At 58.1% G+C, this 18511-nt stretch carries 15 protein-coding genes and 4 pseudogenes; 12 read left to right on the top strand and 7 right to left on the bottom strand.

The genetic code is table 11. The features are described from left to right. Positions 1–444 precede the first annotated feature (444 nt). From LTT61_RS30555 to LTT61_RS30535, 5 genes are read right to left on the bottom strand one after another with little or no spacing between them, the layout of a single operon-like run. Positions 445–1371, bottom strand: a complete 927-nt coding sequence (locus tag LTT61_RS30555; protein ID WP_233017470.1) for an NAD-dependent epimerase/dehydratase family protein — start codon at positions 1369–1371, stop codon at positions 445–447. 9 nt (positions 1372–1380) lie between these two features. Further along, entirely contained in the window at positions 1381–2268 is an 888-nt protein-coding gene (locus tag LTT61_RS30550) for an aminoglycoside phosphotransferase family protein (RefSeq protein WP_233017469.1), read from the bottom strand. Further along, a complete protein-coding gene (locus LTT61_RS30545) occupies positions 2255–3223 on the bottom strand; it encodes a hypothetical protein (protein ID WP_233017468.1) in 969 nt (322 codons plus the stop codon). Before LTT61_RS30545 ends, LTT61_RS30550 begins: the two co-directional genes overlap by 14 nt. Positions 3224–3278: 55 nt before the next feature. After that, a complete protein-coding gene (locus LTT61_RS30540) occupies positions 3279–4112 on the bottom strand; it encodes a 2OG-Fe(II) oxygenase family protein (protein ID WP_233017467.1) in 834 nt (277 codons plus the stop codon). 54 nt (positions 4113–4166) lie between these two features. After that, on the bottom strand, positions 4167–4961 hold the full coding sequence (locus LTT61_RS30535; protein ID WP_233017466.1) for a hypothetical protein: 795 nt from the start codon (positions 4959–4961) through the stop codon (positions 4167–4169). 872 nt (positions 4962–5833) lie between these two features. On the opposite strand from LTT61_RS30535, the gene LTT61_RS30530 reads away from it, so the two are divergent. From LTT61_RS30530 to LTT61_RS30500, 7 genes and pseudogenes are all read left to right on the top strand, one after another. Further along, complete coding sequence (locus tag LTT61_RS30530) at positions 5834–6133, top strand: transposase (RefSeq protein ID WP_233017465.1); 300 nt, start codon at positions 5834–5836, stop codon at positions 6131–6133. 2 nt (positions 6134–6135) lie between these two features. Next, a complete protein-coding gene (locus tag LTT61_RS30525) occupies positions 6136–7017 on the top strand; it encodes an IS3 family transposase (RefSeq protein ID WP_233017464.1) in 882 nt (293 codons plus the stop codon). Positions 7018–7059: 42 nt separating this feature from the next. Beyond that, positions 7060–8204, top strand: a pseudogene (locus LTT61_RS30520) (IS3 family transposase); the annotation flags it as partial. A 264-nt stretch (positions 8205–8468) separates the two neighbouring features. After that, positions 8469–8943: pseudogene (locus tag LTT61_RS30515) on the top strand (transposase); the annotation flags it as partial. A gap of 383 nt (positions 8944–9326) precedes the next feature. Next, positions 9327–10676 (top strand): TIR domain-containing protein, encoded by a 1350-nt coding sequence (locus tag LTT61_RS30510; protein ID WP_269821821.1) that lies wholly within the window; start codon positions 9327–9329, stop codon positions 10674–10676. A 910-nt stretch (positions 10677–11586) separates the two neighbouring features. Next, a pseudogene (locus tag LTT61_RS30505) lies at positions 11587–12314 on the top strand (transposase). A gap of 178 nt (positions 12315–12492) precedes the next feature. Further along, positions 12493–15009, top strand: a complete 2517-nt coding sequence (locus tag LTT61_RS30500) for a helicase C-terminal domain-containing protein (protein ID WP_233017461.1) — start codon at positions 12493–12495, stop codon at positions 15007–15009. Between the two features lie 73 nt (positions 15010–15082). Here the strand turns inward: LTT61_RS30500 and LTT61_RS30495 are convergent, their stop codons facing one another. Further along, the gene (locus tag LTT61_RS30495) at positions 15083–15235 is read right to left on the bottom strand and encodes a helix-turn-helix domain-containing protein (RefSeq protein ID WP_233017460.1); all 153 of its coding nucleotides are present in this window, start codon (positions 15233–15235) and stop codon (positions 15083–15085) included. Then, the gene (locus tag LTT61_RS30490; RefSeq protein ID WP_233017459.1) at positions 15232–15462 is read right to left on the bottom strand and encodes a hypothetical protein; all 231 of its coding nucleotides are present in this window, start codon (positions 15460–15462) and stop codon (positions 15232–15234) included. Before LTT61_RS30490 ends, LTT61_RS30495 begins: the two co-directional genes overlap by 4 nt. A 396-nt stretch (positions 15463–15858) precedes the next feature. Here LTT61_RS30490 and LTT61_RS30485 point away from each other — a divergent pair, with 396 nt between their 5' ends. From LTT61_RS30485 to LTT61_RS33010, 5 genes and pseudogenes are all read left to right on the top strand, one after another. Continuing rightward, positions 15859–16731, top strand: coding sequence for an IS5 family transposase (locus tag LTT61_RS30485; RefSeq protein ID WP_233017458.1), 873 nt, complete (start codon positions 15859–15861; stop codon positions 16729–16731). Between the two features lie 392 nt (positions 16732–17123). After that, entirely contained in the window at positions 17124–17366 is a 243-nt protein-coding gene (locus tag LTT61_RS30480) for a hypothetical protein (protein WP_233017457.1), read from the top strand. Further along, on the top strand, positions 17344–17871 hold the full coding sequence (locus tag LTT61_RS30475) for a DUF6879 family protein (RefSeq protein WP_233017456.1): 528 nt from the start codon (positions 17344–17346) through the stop codon (positions 17869–17871). The genes LTT61_RS30480 and LTT61_RS30475 overlap by 23 nt, the downstream gene beginning before the upstream one ends. After that, positions 17868–18296, top strand: a complete 429-nt coding sequence (locus LTT61_RS30470) for a helix-turn-helix domain-containing protein (RefSeq protein ID WP_269821820.1) — start codon at positions 17868–17870, stop codon at positions 18294–18296. Before LTT61_RS30475 ends, LTT61_RS30470 begins: the two co-directional genes overlap by 4 nt. Further along, positions 18193–18486, top strand: a pseudogene (locus LTT61_RS33010) (Scr1 family TA system antitoxin-like transcriptional regulator); the annotation flags it as partial. The gene LTT61_RS30470 and the pseudogene LTT61_RS33010, both read left to right, overlap by 104 nt. Positions 18487–18511: the final 25 nt, after the last annotated feature.

The raw sequence follows: 18511 nt of genomic DNA, 5'->3' as shown, positions 1-18511 counted from the left end.
CTGTATATCCATAACTGCAACCAAACGGCAATAGATCTCTCTCAACGGCATCATAATAAGGTTGCAACTCTTGTAGCGACATTGCCCAAGGGCGACCGAACGATCCGTCAAAGTCGATTTCTTGAAACCGCGACATCTGGCCATACCAACGATTGAACCCCCCACCAGCGCGCTGACTTGTCCACCACTCACCAAGACTGTCTGGGGATGCAAGTCCTGCGGTAGTCGCATGGAGTATAGATTTTTGTTGTGGGAGTCGATACGTCAGCGCAGTATCCGACGCCGACTCGATGTCCCATGGGTACCAGAGTTCTGTGCGTTCCACTATCAGTACTTGAAAACTCAGTTCGCTGTTGAGGAGTTCCTGCAGAAATGCTAGTCCGCTGATACCGAGTCCAACGACAACAACATCATAGTGCGCTGACATTGGCTACCCAGTCCAATCTATCGTGATAGCATTTTGTCTATACCGCTCAAGTTGGGCTGCAGATCTTCTGTCCTATTCTTCTGAAACCAATCCAAAGTGGCTTTGAGACCAATCTCGATGGGCGTCGGCGTAAATATTGAGTCCCGAATGGCCTTAGAAGTATTGATATAGAAGTCAGCGTCCCTGAAAGGAAAGTAGTCGCGAGCCTTCAAGCCGCCTTTGAAGATTGAATGAATATCGGCATCTGCACCAGCTACGCCGGCAACCAGTCGTACGTATTCCATCTGTGACAAAACCTCGTCACCACCGACGTTGTATGTACCGCCGTCTACTATCTGCGCCTGAGTAATGCGAGCTACACAGCGAGCTAGATCGAGCGAATAGCAAAATTGCATCCTGCGAAGCCCATCGCCTGGCACTGGAATCGGAATGCCATTTATGGCACGACTCCACACGAACTGTTCGCGAAGATCTGGATTTCGTGGACCATAGACATAAGGCGGACGCAGAATAAAGAGCGTACCAGGGTAGCTGCCTCTGAGTATTTCTTCGCACTGCCACTTCATTGCACCATAATCGCCCCAGATGGAGTCACCACCACCAGCCGCTGTCTCAGTGAATGGAAGCTGTGAGTAAAGCCGATCATAAATACTGGCGGAACTGATAAAGATGTAACGCGAACATGACCGAATGCACTCAACGTCGAGTAGCGTACTGATCATGGAAGGATCAACGCCGCTCACATCAACTACACAGTCAAATTTTCCGGTCAGAACGGTCGCCAACTGATCGGGACTGTAGCGATCAGCCAACAATACCTGCACGCCTGGTGCAACAATATGCGGATTTCGACTTAGAACACTTACTTCGACACCGTCCCGAATCAATGCCTCGACAATGGCGCCACCGACAATGTGTTGTCCTCCCAGTACGAGTATTCTCATATGTTAAGGCTAACTGATATAGAACATTTCTGCAAGCAACTCCCTTGCAAGTCTCTCATGAGTCGCAGCATCTACTCCAAAAACCAACCGACCGGACTTATTCGTAAAGTTCCAGCTTCGCAGATGACTGTAAACTTTAAGGCAAGTAATCTGTCTACGAAATTGCTCAGGATCTCGAAGAGTGAGGGAGCAGTATCGATCAACCATGTATCGATAGTCATCCGATGTGAGCCAGTCATGACCAATCTTTGAAAAGTCTGACGCTGGGATGCGCCACCGCGTTGCTTCCCAATCAATCAAATGCAATCTATCATCGGCTAGGAGCAAGTTTCCCGCATGCACATCGCCGTGGCAAAGAACGGGGTGTTCGTCATTGAAAAGCCTCACGAGCCGGATGATGTCTCTAAAGGCAGAGGCATCAGAATGCTGATCTATGCGGTCTACCTCACTTGAAAACAGTCTTTTGAAAAAATGTTGCGGATTCTTTTCCTGCAATGACGTGTCCGATATTGCCCCAAACCCCTCTCCCCTTATGGTGTGTATGGAGATAAGCATATCTATCAGCGTATTCAGGTTGTGCCGATCTTTCCAGTCTATATCCCGACTCGGAAGAAATTCGAAAATTGCAAAGGGATTACTTGATGCCGGAAGTCTGCCAATTTGAAATAGATTTGGGCGAAAGACGTTTGGCGGCAATATTGGATATGCGATACGTTCACCCGCGAACGTCTGGCCGAATTCCAAGTCATCGATCGTCCGTACACGTATGAACAGCCTCCTTCCGTCATCTCTAAGTTCATAAGCATCATTCAGTGGACCCGTAGCTATGATACGAGCACTTCGCAATTTCTCCTGAAGGATCACCGGATCGTACTGTGGCGGCTTATTCGGCTGCACGCAGGAATTCCTGATCTGTCAGTAACAGTGGGTGCTTGTCAACGGCCTTAATCCAATACAGCGAGTGGCGTATAGGATTTAGTGCTGGTTCAGCACTCGGCTGTCCCTTTAGTGCCAATTGGCAGTATAAGTCTGCGAAATTTAAGCCGGCTTTCGCTAGGAAATAGATGGAAGAATAGAATCTCCCTGGTTGAACCTCTGTAACCCGCGGTGCCCCGTCGTCGTCGTAGGTGAAGTCGACACCGATCGCACCGTTTGCCCTCGGGGCTATTGCCGTGACCGATTGCGTAGCTAAGTCATGCAGAAGCGGATCCCAGAACGTTCGTTGTACACCGGTAATTCCGGTGACACCGGATGGTGAGCGACCGCTGTATTTCCAGGCGAGGCGTTCGCGAAGTTGGGAAGCAACCAATTCACCGTTGAACCACAGACCGCTGAACGTTGCTGTCTTGTCTGTCAATTGCACTGCGGCGACGAAGTCTCCCCAACCATCGCTACTATCAATCCAAGATTCGGCAAGCTGCTGATTCGACGTGCCAAGCGCACCCCTTCCACCAGAACCAGTTCGTCGTCGAATCCACACATTCTGATATGTCGCAAACATATTCGATAGGTCCGCCGGTGTTTCTACAAGTACAGTTTGCGGCGAAGCTAACTCGTTCGCTGCGAGTCGCAAGTACGTTAGCCACTTATCTTCCGCGCATTGAAATTCAGGCTGCACGGGAAGAAATGTTTTGGTAGTGATCTCGTCTCTATGAGCCGCCACAATGGTTAGTGCAGGGCCAGTATCTGCGACATACACCAGATCGATATCATCAGCCGCAACTATCCGATTTACCTCATCTATCAATGTGTCGGGGTCGAACTGCGTGTAGTAGCGGCGGACAGCTTCGCTAGTATGATACTCGTCCAAATTGAAATCGAGCCCGAATACCTCATAATCTTTCGTCAGCATGAGCGACCGCACGAAATTCAGGCCACAATTGTCACCACTGCAAAGAACAAGGACTCTATGCACGGGGGACCTCTGGCAATCCAAACTGGTTGGGTTTCGCTGCAATCGCAGGCCCTAGGTCCACTCCTGCTTCGTCGATCTGGGACCAACCATAGACAGGCCGTAGGAGGCTCGGGTTCGCGAAGTACATCAATGAGTAACGGCTACGAAGCTTCAAATTCCTCACCCTGTGATATAGCGGAGAAATTGCGCCGCCCGATACGGCGGTCAAGGCAGAACCTGGCATTATAAGTAGAAAGTCTAGTCCGGGCGTTATTGGCTGAAATGGTCCTTCGTCAGACCGGCTTACCTCCAAACCGGCTTGCTCGGTTGTAAGTAACGTAATCAGATGGCCGTCTTCATGCGTATCCTGCAGGAAAGGACGGTCGATCTGGGCATCGATTGGGCCGTAGTGGTTGATCTGAGCATATGAGGATTCTATGGATGAAATACTATCGCTCTGACCGGTCGGAAATAGCTTGTGTCGTAGTGCGAGTAGGACCTCCTCCACAAGAGGTGCAAGTTCAAGATGCCAACTTTGTAGGGAGCGTGCCAAGGTAGCGGCGTTAGGCGCCAATGCTTCAGGCTTGTGGAATCCCCAAATAGAAAAGCTCTCATTGAGGTCTGGTCGTGTTGAAACCTGTGAGTATTCGAGACCAATGGTACGATATCCGTGATTGTTGTCGCTGGCGCGCGCCCCCAACTTCTGGTTTATGGGCAGACGGAAGAATTCCGATGCTTTTTCTATGACTTGCTGCGTCAGTTGAGCCTCGTTGCTGACGAGTGAGATAGTTGCGTACCCGCTGCGGAGTATCTGGTCGACGACTTCGGTAGTCCTGGTGTGGGTCATTCGATATCGACCTCTTCGCGATTCAAGTGTTCGTGGGACTTGGCGACTGGTGCTCTAGAGGCTGGAATTTGTCGGTAGTCGATCGTTGTCAATTGCAATCCGGAGGTACGGTCCTACAATTGGTGGATTTGCACGAAGTTCTGGGACATACATGCGATAGGCGGGCAAAAATCGCTCGACGTAATCAGCCGCCTGCTCGTCGTTCAGCCCAATTCCAGTCGCCGTTCGCTGTGCCCGTTCTGCATCTATCCGCCATTGGACTACTGACAATGGGTCAACAGCATCCAGGTGTACGAAAGCACCGAGACGATCGTGCCAGCTTGAATACTCCGCAAGCAGGGTATTTGTTACCTTCAGATGGATGTCAGAAATACTGTGGCTTGGTACTGGTTTGAATCCAAGCATCCAACCTTCAAGTATAATTACCGCAAGTGGTGTTTGCGTTTTTCGATAGTCGCTAAAGGGGGCGCGGTCGCCCCGACCGCCGTTTGCTCCTTTGTTGTATACGGGAATGCGGACCTTTTCAGAACTAGGTGTCACCAAAGTGTCGAGAACGCTAGACCCAAGCGCAATGGAGTGCGTCCCAGGGTACCCGCGATGCTCAAGATACCTATTTCCCGGATATCTTGCAGCGATTGCTGCCTGCTCTGAATGCGTAAGATAGAAATCGTCGATCGAAATGGCTACGCTTGGTATGCGCTGCTTATTTAGCTGCGCTGTCACTGCGGCTGTCAGTGTGGACTTTCCGCATCCTTGTGGGCCTGAGATGCCGACAATTAGCGGGCCATCGTTTCTTGTCGATGAGGCGCAGAATGATGTGACGGCGTCGGCGAGTTCTTCTCTAGCCATGTTCTGGATCATATGTGCAAAAGAAACCGTCGGCGTGCGTTCACATGAAATTCTCAGGAAGCGGCGGTTGGGCATGGCGAGCCGTAGGCGGCGTAAGACCGCGTGCGGCTGGAGATTTCGAAGATCCTGGGCGGCGTGATTTCATTGGTCGTGTGTGCGTCGGCTGCGAACACGACCGGGAATGACTGAGCCTATGCTGAGCGGCGAAGTCTGTATGCGTCAGATCGCTGCAGGTAGGCGATGTTTTCGCCGCCTGTCCGTCTCCGACCATCACAAGCTGTCGCGTAGGAGGGCTCTGATCGGAGCCGCCCAATGACACGCATCCGCTTGCCGTTTTGGTCTCGGTGCTTGGCAATGGAACGCGAGGCGTCCGGATTCGGTGGTCGTACGAAAGGGGGCTTTACTCTCGCCATCTCGCATGGTCCAACCTTCGTGCATCTTCAGATGTGAGGGTTTGGGGTGCAGCTGGTGGGTTCTGTTGCCGGTGGTTCCGTCATTGGGATCGCTCACAACTATTCAGGTCTGAACCTGTGTTTCAATCCGTATCCGAACCTGCTTGTTTCGTTAGCTTCGGTGTCGTTCGATGGACTCTCGCATGTCGTCCGCCGTCGTACGAGGCGTGGGGGTATCCGTGCGGCGGACGGAGAGGCTGGTCGAGTAGCTCAGGTCAAGGGTCTTAGATCTCGGTCATGCCCGCCGATCTGGGTGCGCCAGGTCGAGGCATGGGGCTGGTGCACGGGTAGGTGTCATCGATCTGGCTTGCCGATTGGCGGGCCTGGAAGGATGTCTACGTGCCCAAGCCCTATCTGAGGTTCCCCCGGTTCTCTGGAGGGCTCTGAGCATGGTCCGATAGGACCAGGAAGGAGCCCTGCGTGGCAGCACCGAAGAAGTACCCCGACGAACTGAAAGCACGAGCGGTCCGGCTGTATCTGGAGTCGGACCCGAAACCGACGATCCGCAAGCTGGCCCAGCAGTTGGGTGTGCACCACGAAGCGCTGCGGAACTGGATCCGCCAAGCCGATGCCGGACAGCGACCCGAACCGGCGACCGACGATCTGGCCGAGGAGAACAAGCGGCTGCGCAAACAGGTCGCCGAGCTGGAGCGGGTCAACGACATCTTGCGTTCTGCGAGTGCGTATTTCGCCTCGGAGCTCGGCCAGACCCGGAGGTGATCGTGCGCTTCGTCGAAGACAGTCCGCACCCGGTCGAGCTCGTATTGCGGGTCCTGGGTATCGCGTCGTCGACCTATTACTGGTGGCGTGAACGCCGCCGGAAACCATCGGAGCGGCAGATCGCCGACGAGCAGTTGCTGGCCGAGATCGTCGATATTCACACCAGCTCCGGCGGCACCTACGGATCCCCGCGGGTGCACGCGATGCTGGCGCGGCGCGGGATTCGGGTCGGACGTAAACGGGTGGAGCGGGTGATGCGCGGCGCCGGCCTGCAGGGCGCATTCCTGCGCAAACGGTGGCGGATCGCCTCCATACGACTCGACCGCCGGGCCGCGCCGGCTCCGGATCTGGTCGAGCGCGTGTTCACCACCGACCGCCCCAACCGGCTCTGGGTCGCCGATGCCACCCGCATACCCTGCGGTCAGGGTGCGTTTTGGCTGGCCGCGGTCCGCGATGCGTTCTCCAACCGCATCGTGGGCTGGAAGACCTCGGACCGCTGCGACACCGAACTGGTTCTCGGAGCACTCGAGTACGCGGTCTGGAGTCGCGATGTCCGCGACGGCGGCCTGGTCCATCACAGCGACCGCGGCTCGACCTACACAGCGTTCCGTTTCGCGAACCGGTTGGCTGATAACGGGATCGCGCAATCCATGGGCTCGGTCGGTGACAGCTACGACAATGCCCTCATGGAGAACTTCTTCTCCACATTGAAGACCGAGCTGGTTTATCGCCACAGCTGGCGGACCAGGGAAGAAGCCGAGAACGCGCTGTTCGCCTACATCGACGGCTGGTACAACACCCAACGCATCCAGAAGAAGCTCGGCTGGCGATCACCGGACGAGTTCGAAGCCCTCTACCATCACCCGGTCCCGGCCGGACCCTGATATCACCGCCCTCCAACAACGCGGGGGAACCTCAATCCCCGCGAGTTCCGTGACGATGTCGTCCGCGTTGCGCGCAACCGCGACGAAGGGGTGACCCTGGACCAGATCGCGGCCGACTTCGGGATCCATCCGATGGCCTTGTCGAAGTGGATGCGCCAGGCCGATGTCGACGAGGGTGTGAAGCCGGGAGCCACCACCTCGGAGTCGGCGGAGTTGCGGGAGCTGCGGCGCCGCAACCGGCTGCTCGAGCAGGAGAACGAGGTCCTGCGCCGGGCCGCGGCCTATCTTTCCCAGGCCCAGCTGCCGGGAAAAAGATCTACCCGCTCGTGAAAGAGCTCGCCGCCGACGGGATACCCGTCGTGGTGACGTGCCGGGTCCTCAAGCTCGCCCGCCAGCCCTACTACCGCTGGCTGGCCGACCCGATCACTCCGGCCGAACTCGCGCAGGCCTACCGCGCGAATGCCCTGTTCGACGCGCACCGCGACGACCCGGAGTTCGGGTACCGATTCCTGGCCGACGAAGCCGGCGCTGCGGGTGAGCCGATGGCCGGTCGGACGGCGTGGCGGATCTGCTCGGCGAACCGGTGGTGGAGTGCGTTCGGGAAACCCCGCCGAGGTTCGGGCAAACGGCCGGGGCCGCCGGTCCACGACGACAGGGTGCGCCGCCATTTCACTGCCGATGGCCCGAATCAGTTGTGGCTCAGCGACATCAGCGAACATCGGACCAGTGAAGGAAAGCTCTACATCTGCGCGGTCAAGGACGTGTTCTCCGGTCGGATCGTCGGCTATTCGATCGACTCGCGGATGACCTCGAGGCTGGCGGTGACCGCCTTGCGCAACGCGGTGGCTCGCCGCGGTGAGGTGGCCGGCTGCGTGGTCCACACCGACCGAGGGGCGCAGTTTCGAGCCCGCCGCTTCGTGCACGCGCTGAACAGGTTTCGCATGGTGGGGTCGATGGGTCGAGTGGGTTCGGCCGGTGACAACGCGGCGATGGAGAGCTTCTTCAGCCTGCTGCAACGCAATGTCTTGGACCGGCGAGCCTGGGAGACCCGCGAGCAGCTTCGGATCGCGATCGTGGTCTGGATCGAACGCACTTACCACCGTCGTCGGCGCCAGGACCGGCTCGGTCGGTTGACCCCGATCGAGTACGAAGCAATCATGACCCCAGCAGCCCGACAGGCTGCCTAACCACAGTCACCTGTCCGTGCACCAGCCCCAAATGCTACCGCACAACGTAACTAGCTGCTGCTGGAGTCCTGGCCCGTGGTCGCACGCCACTGGGGAAACCCCCGGCCTCCGCTGCATAGGCATCACGGACTACGCGATAACCCCAATACACCACGCCCCTGGACTTCACCGTGGGTTTCCGCGATTAGGCGAGTGGCGTAGCTTCGCGTATACGATTACGGAGCAATGATCAAAGCCTGTGGATGACCGGGAAGGTTACGTCCCATGCTCAAGGCGATCGACGACGGCGCCGAGTCCGATCGAGGCGGTGTGCCAGCCGGAGTGTCGCGTTCGCCGATCGAGGAGATCGTGCGCGACGGCGCCCGTCAGATGCTCGAAGCGGCGCTGCAAGCCGAGGTCGCCGCGTGGGTCGAGCGGTTCACCGACCAACTCGACGAGAACGGCCGGAAGTTGGTGGCGTGCAACGGCTACCGCAACGAACGTCAGGTGCTGACCGCCATCGGCTCGGTGACGGTGACCGCGCATCGGGACAACGACGAGACGGTCGATCCGGAATCGGGTGAGCGGCATTGGCTTTCCCCGGCGAACCTGCCCGCCCGGGTGTGGAAGACCACACGTCACAGGGGTGTTGCGGCTGCTGTATCTGCACGGGCTGTCCACCGGGGTCTGCGGTCCCGCGCCGGAGCAGTTGTTTGGCTCGGGAGCCGGACTGTCGCCAGCATCGATCATCCGGTCGACCGACCACTGTCCTTGCCGCGCTGCGGAAGCCAGGCGCGTCTTGGTGCGCTCGCCGCGGTGAAGAACATCTACAACGCCGAGGCCATCGACAAGCGCAGTTGGCGGTGGAAGCGTTCGACCTCGACTACGGCAGGAAATGCTCGAAAGCGGTCGCGAAAAATCACTGCGACATCAAGCCCGAACCATCAACCGGCCGGCCGAAACCCCCATAACGGAGGTTGCCTGAAACTTGTTGATCCACAGATTTTGACAATATCTCCGTATACGATTGGATCAGTGCCTAGGTCGCCTGCGGTGGTCAGCATGAACCAACTACTGGCCTCCACGCACGGTTTGTTGCGTGATAAAAGCCATTCAAGATACGAAAGGCGTATGTAAGGCGAGATGAGAATTTTTCTTAGCCATAGTTCCAGAATAAAGCCAATGGTGCGGGAGGTTCGTGCTCATCTTCCCGAACATGTAAATACGTGGATTGACGAGAAGGACCTGTTGGCTGGCGATCCACTGGAGCGTCAGATCCGCAGCGGTATCGAATCGGACTGTGACTTTTTGGTTGTATTTCTTGACGAAAGTGTTGTGCGCTCGGATTGGGTTGCCAAGGAGCTACTTTGGGCGCGTGACGAGGAAGTCCGTCTCGGTCGGCCATTTGTACTTCCGGTACTTATAGATGATGTGGATCTAGGCGATCTAAATTGGCTACGGGAACGTGTCTTTCTCCGGTGCTACGGCTTTACCGAAGCAGATATAACAAGGCTTGCTAGCGAGCTGGCATCTTCGCTATTTGCGTGGCTGAGCCGGGATGTGGAGCGTCTACGCAAACCGCCCGAGCCAGGTCTCAATGACCTTGCTGTATTCCAACAGGCCGATAAATTATTGGATGTTACTGCAGCGCAGATCCGGTCTGTGGTACTGCCGCATCGAAAAACAAATCCGATGCGCCTGAGCATGCTCTACGATCGACTCGTATCTACCGGGCAGATTTCGCTTTCGGATCCTTCGGATCTAAACGACCTTCTGTTTCGGATGGGCGAGCGAAAGCTCTTGTCGGGTATTAGTATCACCGGTGGCAAGATATATGTCGAAGAAGAACATCTGAGTTGGCGACTTCAAGATGCTATGGCCGCAAAACAGGCAATGGCAGACTATGCTACTGATCTCATCGAAGACGGGCAAACGCTGTTCATAGATGGCGGGTCGACTGCACTGCAGGTCGCCAAGAATGTTTGCAAGAATATCCGTTTTCAAGCCTGGCACTCATTGGTCATAGTGACGAACTCTCCACCAGTAGCAGCGGAATTCGCTGTACTCGCGAACGAGCTAGGGCTTGAGGACTTTGATTCAAGACTTCAGCTATACATCGTAGGCGGTCGAATGCGGATGAACGCTGCCACGATTGTGAATCTGCCAGAGAATGATAGCGAGATCACGAAGATCGCTGATAGCGTTGGTGGCTTTGACATCGCTTTCTGCGGCACAAATGGTATTCACTGGCCAGGGGGATGCACTACAACAGCTGAAACGCAGGCTCGAGGAAAGAACCTGGCTCTTCTCAACGCTCGACGACGCATAGTTGCCGCCGATTCATCAAAATATGGCGTAAGACAGGAGCAAGTATTTGCAACTTTCGATATGAATCTTGAGATAGTCACTGCACAAGACGGCCATCGTGACCGTGTAGACGAGATTCGCGAGCGGATTGCTGACACCGGGTCTAAGATTACCATAGTTGGATAGTGGTAGAATCAAATTCTAAGCCTAATAGAAGGAAGTAATGGCTCCGAAATCAATAAAAGTCGCCCTTAAGACGCCCTTTCTAAACGTCGAAGGGGTATGGGAACCAAACGACGTTGAGAGAGCGGCTGCATGGGAACTTTACATTGAACTTACGACTAGAGTTGGGGTTATCCAACTTCCTAGTGAATTGGGATCAGACCGAGAAGTTCTTGCTAGCCTTCACAGCCTACTATTAATCCACCGAGAAGTGCTTCGGCGCTATGGGCCGGCGGTCGCAGAGCCAAAAAGGAGTGGGCAGTATAATTTGGGCTATCTTGCAGTAGGGACTCTTAACTGTGTCATACGCCCGTTTCTCGCGACCTGGCACTCTCAATTGCAGGATTTTGAAGCTCGACGACCGGAATTCACAGGTAGAGCCGAGTATGAGCGTACATGGCCCCGTCATGAAGAGTTCCGACGGGCGCTGTCGGATCTGCGTCGTCAGCTACAAATCTATGTTCTGTGGCTCTCGCACGCGTGCAACGTTCCAGATCTACTACCAGCAATTGATGGGGAAGTACCGTAGCTGACGTCGAACGAGTGCTACAGCCGACACGGAGGTCGTTGGGCTTTCGGTAATTACCGCTTGTTCTGAGCACATCCATGAAATTAATCGGCTGGAATAGCGCCCGTCTCTATTTCGATTTTGGAATAATCGAACCATGGTGTATTTTGTGAATCCGAGTGATAGGAAAAGTCCTAACGACAGTCGCTTGCAAGCACAGATCGGTGAGCGGCTATTCGATGGATGCTTATTTAGCACCCTCTCTCCACGACGGTTTGTTCTCACGGCGCTAAGGGGTGTCCCGTAAGTCGTTCAGCAGCAACACGTATCGTCTCCGCCGCGGTGATCTCGGCAGCTGACCCGGTGATGGTGGAGTTGTTCTCCGGGCTGCGGTAACCACGTTCGCTCGCCTGGTGACACAGTTGAGGCGCGAGGGCGCTGACCGACCGTTGCGCGGCTGGCCGTAGGGCTTGTGCTTCCAAGACCGAGTGCTGCTGGTGGCCACCTACTGGCGAATCAAGCTCAAAATGCGGCAACTCGCGGCCGTGTTCGGCGTCTGTAAAATCGGCAGCGGCCGGGTGATCGAGGACCTCGGACCTGCGTTGGCGCTACGGCCCCGCGCCCGGTTCCCGCGTGAGGGCGTGCTGATCGTGGACGGGACCCTGGTCCGGACCCGAGATCACAAGGTCGCCGCGCAGAGCATGAACTACCGGCACTCGACCAACCCCCGGTCGTCATCGACGCCGATACCGAAACTGGGTGTCGCGCTGGGAGAACCGTTACCGGGTAACCGCACAAGGACTGCCGAGCTTGGACTGAGTCCTGTGTCGCCCATGCCTGCCGCAACGCGGTGGTGATCGCTGACGGCGGCTATCAGGGCACCGGTCTGATCACCCCGCATCGCCGATCAACGGGTGTCGAGCTGAAGCAGGCCCACAACCAGTTCCCACCGCAAGTTTCGTGGCCGTGCCGAGCAAGCTTTCGCTCTGATGAAGACGTGGAAGATACAGCGTGACTGCCGTTTACGTGGTGGCGTGGTGGGTGTCGCGGTGGCTGGGGTAGCGATGCTGACCAACCTCGCCCACGCCTACTGATTCATGGCGGGCGGATCGATCGCCGTCGCTAATTCGGACTTACGGGACATCCCTTAGCGTCGACTGGCTCCAGTCGGCACGGGGGTCGCCACTCTGCGTGTAAGGCGCAGCGCCAATGTGGATCTCGTTCTCGATACCTTCGCCCGCTCCTGGCGCGATCCGCTGTACTCTCGTTGGTGTGGCATTTGACTTCAAGAAGCTTGCGGGTAAGGGTTCCCTCACTAGCATCACCGACCCCGTGGCCTTATTCGATGCGCTACCCAACAAGGCGCCCGGTTATGGGTATCTCCGTGCGGTACAAAAGGAAATTCTTGACCAATGGGCGGGCCGACGACGTCAGCGCGACCTGGTAATCAAGACCAATACAGGTGGCGGAAAGACTGTTGTCGGACTAATTATCCTGCAATGTTGCCTCAACGAATCGAAGGGGCCCGCGCTCTATCTAGCGCCGGATCCTCACCTTGCAGCGCGAGTTCGGGAGGAAGCGGTCAGGCTTGGAATTCCGGTCGTTGATGATCCCGAGGCTAGTAAATTCGCAAGTGGCGAGGCTATTTGTGTAACTACAATGGCCACGCTCTTGAACGGAAGGACCAGATTTGGACTTCGCGGATCTGGAACGAGAGCGGTCATGCGCGTTAATTCGATAGTCGTCGACGATGCACATGCAGCGTTGGCTGCGGCGGAGGAAAAGACCCGATTCATCCTTCCCGCTAACCATCCGGCATTTGAAAAACTGCTTGAGCTTTTCGCGGACGATTTGCGTATCCAAGCCCGTAATGCCTACATGGATATTGCCGAGAATGATACTGCAAGCAACGCGACTCTTCGGGTGCCATTCTGGGCGTGGCGGGCGAGGGAGGATCAAGTTCTGGAAATCCTTCGTCCCCACAGAACTTCCCCGGAGCTTGAGTGGGTATGGCCACTAGTAAACGATATTTTGCCTATATGCGCAGCAGTTTTTACGGCGGAGGCATTTGAAGTTGTTCCGCCGTGTCCTCCCATAGAGAAGTTCCCGAGCTTCGCAGAGGCGGAGCGAAGGGTATACCTGACGGCAACTTTGGCTGACGACAGTATCCTTATCACGCACTTCGACGCCGATCCGGAAAGTGTTGCTAAAGTATTGGTCCCCAGTAGTGCCGCAGACCTTGGCGACCGACTAGTTCTCGCGCCCCAGGAGTTGAATCCAGATATCACCACCGAGGATATATTGGAGCTCGCTCATAGTATCGCAACAGATCACAACGTTGTCGTGCTTGTGCCTAGCAAACGGCTGGCGGCAAGATGGAGCGACAAGGCGGATATCATTGCCAGCACTGCCACTCAGATCAGTGATGCAGTTGATCAGCTCATCTCGGGACATGTTGGCCTCGTGGTGATTGTCAATCGCTACGACGGGATCGATCTTCCCGACGATGCATGCCGACTGCTCATCATCGATAGTCTTCCCTTTGCGCTATCCGGTTCCGAACGTCGGGAAGCTGTAGCACTAAGGGACAGTGAGGCAATGGTCACAAGGCAGCTGCAACGGGTCGAGCAAGGAATGGGCCGGGCCGTACGAAGCCGAGACGATCGATGTGCCGTATTGCTGGTTGGAGCAAAGTTGACCCGACTTGTTGCCCGACGCGATGTTGCTGATCGGCTGTCGCCCGCGACGCAAGAGCAACTGAAGTTGTCTAAAGAGGTTGCGGGCCATTTGAGTGGCGCGACGCTCGCGCAGCTGCGTGAAGTTATTGACCAGGTAATTGACGGCGACCCTGGGTTTCGTGCGGCATCGCGTGACGCTCTTCTAGGTGTAGCCTACGGACCCTCGAATCTACTTCCGTCTGCAAAACCGCTGCGCGATGCCTACAACGCATCGGTGGCGGGGCGGGCGCGAGAAGCAGAGGAATCCGCACAGAAGGCAGTTGATGCGGCAATCAATGCAGGTGATGAACGGCTCGCCGGTTGGCTGGGCGAGACGCATGCAATGTATGCTGAAGTCTTCGACCAAAAGCATGCACAGGAGATTCTTGCAGAGGCTTATCTCAGGAATTCTGGAGTCCTGAAACCTGTCGAAGGAATTGCATACAAAAAGATTTCTACTACCACTCCACAGGCCCAGGCCACTGTAAATTTTCTTACCACCGCTTATAGCTCGGGCGCAGATCTTATCCTGGGAATTGAGGCGCTGATTGGAGATCTCGCGTGGGACAACTCTCGCACTGACGAAGCCGAAGATGCCCTGGCGAGCCTGGGGCGTCATCTGGGCTTCACCGCTCATCAGCCGGAGCGAACATTCGGTTTAGGTAGTGACGTGCTTTGGGCGCTCGGCACGCATTCGTACGCCGTCATCGAGGCCAAAACAGGCGCGACTGCACCAAAGATATGGAAGAAGGATATCAACCAACTCAACGGCTCCGTTGCCTGGTGTCAGACAGAGTATGGCATCGACGCCGAGATTTTCCCAATAATCGTACACCCTCAAAGGGTGATCGAAAAGACCGGAACGGCGACGCCCGGAACTCGCGTGATAACGAAGCCTAAGCTCAATGCGCTCAAGGGTGTCCTTCGAAACTTTGCGAAATCCGTGGCTAAAGACGAGAGCTACAAGAGCATAAATGCTGTGCAACAACAGTTGGATATTCACAAGCTTGCATTAACGGCGGTGTTCGATGAATTTACGGAAGAAGCACGCCGAGAGTCTCAATCTCCATAAATAATTCAGGAACCAAGGCGTCAATAGAGGCCGGGCAATGCTATCGCGAAAGGATTTTCGGATTGGGATAGATTTACCTTCCGTGGGAATCGCGCATTTCGACGCCACGCTGTTGCAGCGCCTTCCACACACTGCCCTTGGCCTTGCCGAGTTGCCGAGCGATGGCGTTGAGCGACTGCCCTTCGCCGTAGAGCCGAACAGCCCGGTTGGTCTCCTCCGCTGTCATCGGTGGTACCGCATCTCGACGCCATGTTCGGCCAGGATCTTCAGCAGGCCACCCTTGGACAGCTGGTGGATTTCGCACAGCTGGCCTGTCGAGGTACCTGCTCGGTAGGCAGCCACCAGTTCCGCGATTGTCGCGGCCGACAGCCGTCGATCCAGCCGACGTGGTTGGACGGAGCTGCTGGCTTTCGCTGTCGGCCGCGGTGGAGTGGTATCGACCAGCGTGATCACCCGGCGAAGCTGCTCAGCCTGTCGTTGTTTTGAGTAGCGTCCCAGTAGGCCGACAGACAGAAATGCCCTCCGGCCTGCGCCGGAGGGCATTTCTGTTACTCGACCACTCGGAGTCTTGGGCCAATCTGGGACGATCCGCCGTTTCCGGCCGCTGGCCGGGGGCCGCCCGGTTGTCAGGCGGGGCCGTCGGGTATCGCGACAGCAGTTGCCCGTCCTGCGGAGCGCTTCCAGGTCTGGGTGCAGGTACCGCTAGGTCGTGTTGCGAAGTAGCGCGCGCAGGTCGCGTGAGGTGTCCTGGAATCTGTTGACCCGTCGCATGTCCCGGTGAGGTGACGAGGCGAGGTCTCCGGTAGTGGTGTTCAGCGACCAAGCAAAACATCACCCACCGGAGACCTCGTGGCCAGCGTAACGGCCGCGGGGCGAGCGGATCTCTCCGATGCCCAATGGGCTCGATTGGAACCGTTGCTGCCCCGCGCGAAGAAGGCGGGCCGCCCGCCGCAATGGAGCAGACGCCAGCTCATCGACGGAATCCGCTGGCGAAACCGCGTAGGCTCACCCTGGCGCGACGTCCCGCCGCAGTACGGGTCCTGGCAAGCGGTCTACGGGCTGTTCCGGCGGTGGCAGCACAACGGAGCGTGGGTGCTGATCTGGAAGATGCTGCAGGTCTATGCCGACGCCTCCGGTTCGATCCGCTGGCAGCTCAGCGTGGACTCCACGATCGTTCGCGCGCACCAGCACGCCGCCGGAGCCCGGTCGGGTCCTGCCGGTGAGCCCGGCGATCACGGGCTGGGCCGCTCACGGGGCGGGTGGACCACGAAACTACATCTGGCCTGCGAGCAAGGACTCAAACCGCTGGCGATCCTGCTCACCGCCGGCCAAGCCGGCGACAGCCCGCACCTGCCGCTGGTTCTCGACGCGATCGCGGTGCCACGCCGAGGACCGGGGCGGGCACGGCAGCGGCCGGATCGGGTGCTGGCCGACAAGGCCTACTCCTCCCGCGCCAACCGCACCTGGCTGCGTCGCCACGGCATCGCGGCCACGATCCCGAGCCCGGCTGACCAGCTCCGTCATCGCCGCAACCGCGGCAGGGCCGGTGGCCGGCCTCCGGCATGCGATCCGGTTGCCTACCGCGACCGCAACGCTGTCGAACGCGGCATCAACCAGCTCAAACAACACCGCGCCGTCGCGACCCGCTACGACAAACTCGCCGTCCGCTACCTCGCCAGCGTCCACATCGCTGCCATCAACCACTGGCTGCGCGACCAATGACAGCTACTTCGCAACACTGCCTAGGTGATCCGGGTGTAGCTGCCGTTTGGCATGGCACCCACAGCCGAGGACGTCCCGGTCCGGATCGGTGCGCGGCCGGATACCAAGCGGTGGCGGGTGAGGGCCGCGCGGTGTCGACCCGGCGGCGGGGCCGATGGGGACGCTAAGCGGGGACAGGTTCGCGACTTCAGAGAAGTGCGCGGAAGTGCGCAGCTCGGCCGAAGCGCTCGAGCCGCTGTGCTGTCGACAGGGACGATCGAGTTGCACAAGACGCAAACCCACGCACCCATCACCCTGAAGGACAGCACCATGCGGGGGTTCGATTCATCGGCGGCGAGTCCGGCGGCGACGGTTCCCCTCGCCTTTACGCTAGCGACCGCGACACACTGATCGTGCAGGGCTGGAAGACCCCGACGGTCGACCGGATCGAGATACCGCACCGACTGCTCGCCTTCGCGGAGCCGGGGACCTGTCTGACCGGGTTGCACGACATTGGCCACGGGACGTTCGTGCTGTCCGGCGTGCCGGTGGACGACCCGGAAGCATTGGCGCTCATGCAGATTCCGGGGCACGAGGCAGTGGAAATCCCGGTCGGCGAGGAGGTGCGCCCCGATGCGCCTGCTCGACGGTCCTGACGGTCTCCGGCCGACCTTCTCCACCGCGCGGAGTCGCGCGTTCCACCTCGAGGTCCACGACGACTACCTCGCCGAAACCGAGACTGCCTCGCTCGCCACTTTCCGAGCAGACGAGACGACCGACCCCGGCGGCGACTGGTTCACCGGCTGGACCGATCACGTAGCCGACACTGTGGCGCGGGGCGTCGCCGTGCACCGGGCGCGCGTGGTCACCGAACCGCACACGCTGTACACGCGGTACCTGCTCGCGCTCTCGCCGCACAACATCGCGGCGGGGGAAGACGTCCGGTACCTGGCGCGCCACCTCGCCGTCGAGGCCGATCCGGGCCGCGAGGATTTCTGGCTGTTCGATGACAGCTCGGTAGCGTTCAGCCTGTTCGACAGCCGGGGCTACTGGGCGGGGGCCGCGTTCACCGACGATCCCACCGTCGTCGCGCACGCGGTTGCCGTCCGAGATCGGGTCTGGGACGCGGCGGTGCCATTCGCGCAGTACACCGCACCGTGAACGGTGCTTCTCGAGCGCGATCAGCCCTCGGGGCACGGCTTCGGGAGCTGCGGAAAGACGCGCGGTTGGACGGCAGGCAGCTCAGCACCGCCGCCGGATGGCACTGGTCCAAGACCAGCCGGATCGAGCACGGCAAGCAGTTGCCGAGCGAATCCGATCTCGCGGTGTGGTGCCAGGTCTGCGCTGCCGAATTGAAGCTGCCGGACCTGGTCGCGGCGCTCCGCAACGTCCAAACGCAGTGGGCCGAATGGAGCGGATCACCGCCGCCGGACACGCCCGACGGCAGCGGCGCGGTCAATAACTCGAAGCCAGACCAAACGACTGCGGCTCTACAACCCGACGATCGTCCCTGGACTCCTCCAGACCGAGAGCTACGCCCGCGCGGTGCTTGCCCAGTGCATCGGCTTCCCCTCGACACCCGATGATCTGGGTGCAGCCGTCGCGGCGCGGATTGCGCGCCAAGGGATCGTCCGGACGGGCAGTACGCGGGTGGCTGTGCTGATCCACGAGACGGCATTACATACGACGGTCGGCGGGTCGCAGGTCATGGCCGAGCAGCTCGCCAGCCTGCACTCCACCGTGTTCGGCAATCCCCGGCTGGCGCTCGGCGTCATCCCGCTGCGCGCCGAGTTCATGTACT

It is taken from the genome of Nocardia asteroides (assembly GCF_021183625.1).
Taxonomy (GTDB): domain Bacteria; phylum Actinomycetota; class Actinomycetes; order Mycobacteriales; family Mycobacteriaceae; genus Nocardia; species Nocardia asteroides_A.
The sequence above is the reverse complement of the archived record's forward strand: the minus strand, read 5'-3'. Positions and strand labels throughout refer to the sequence as shown.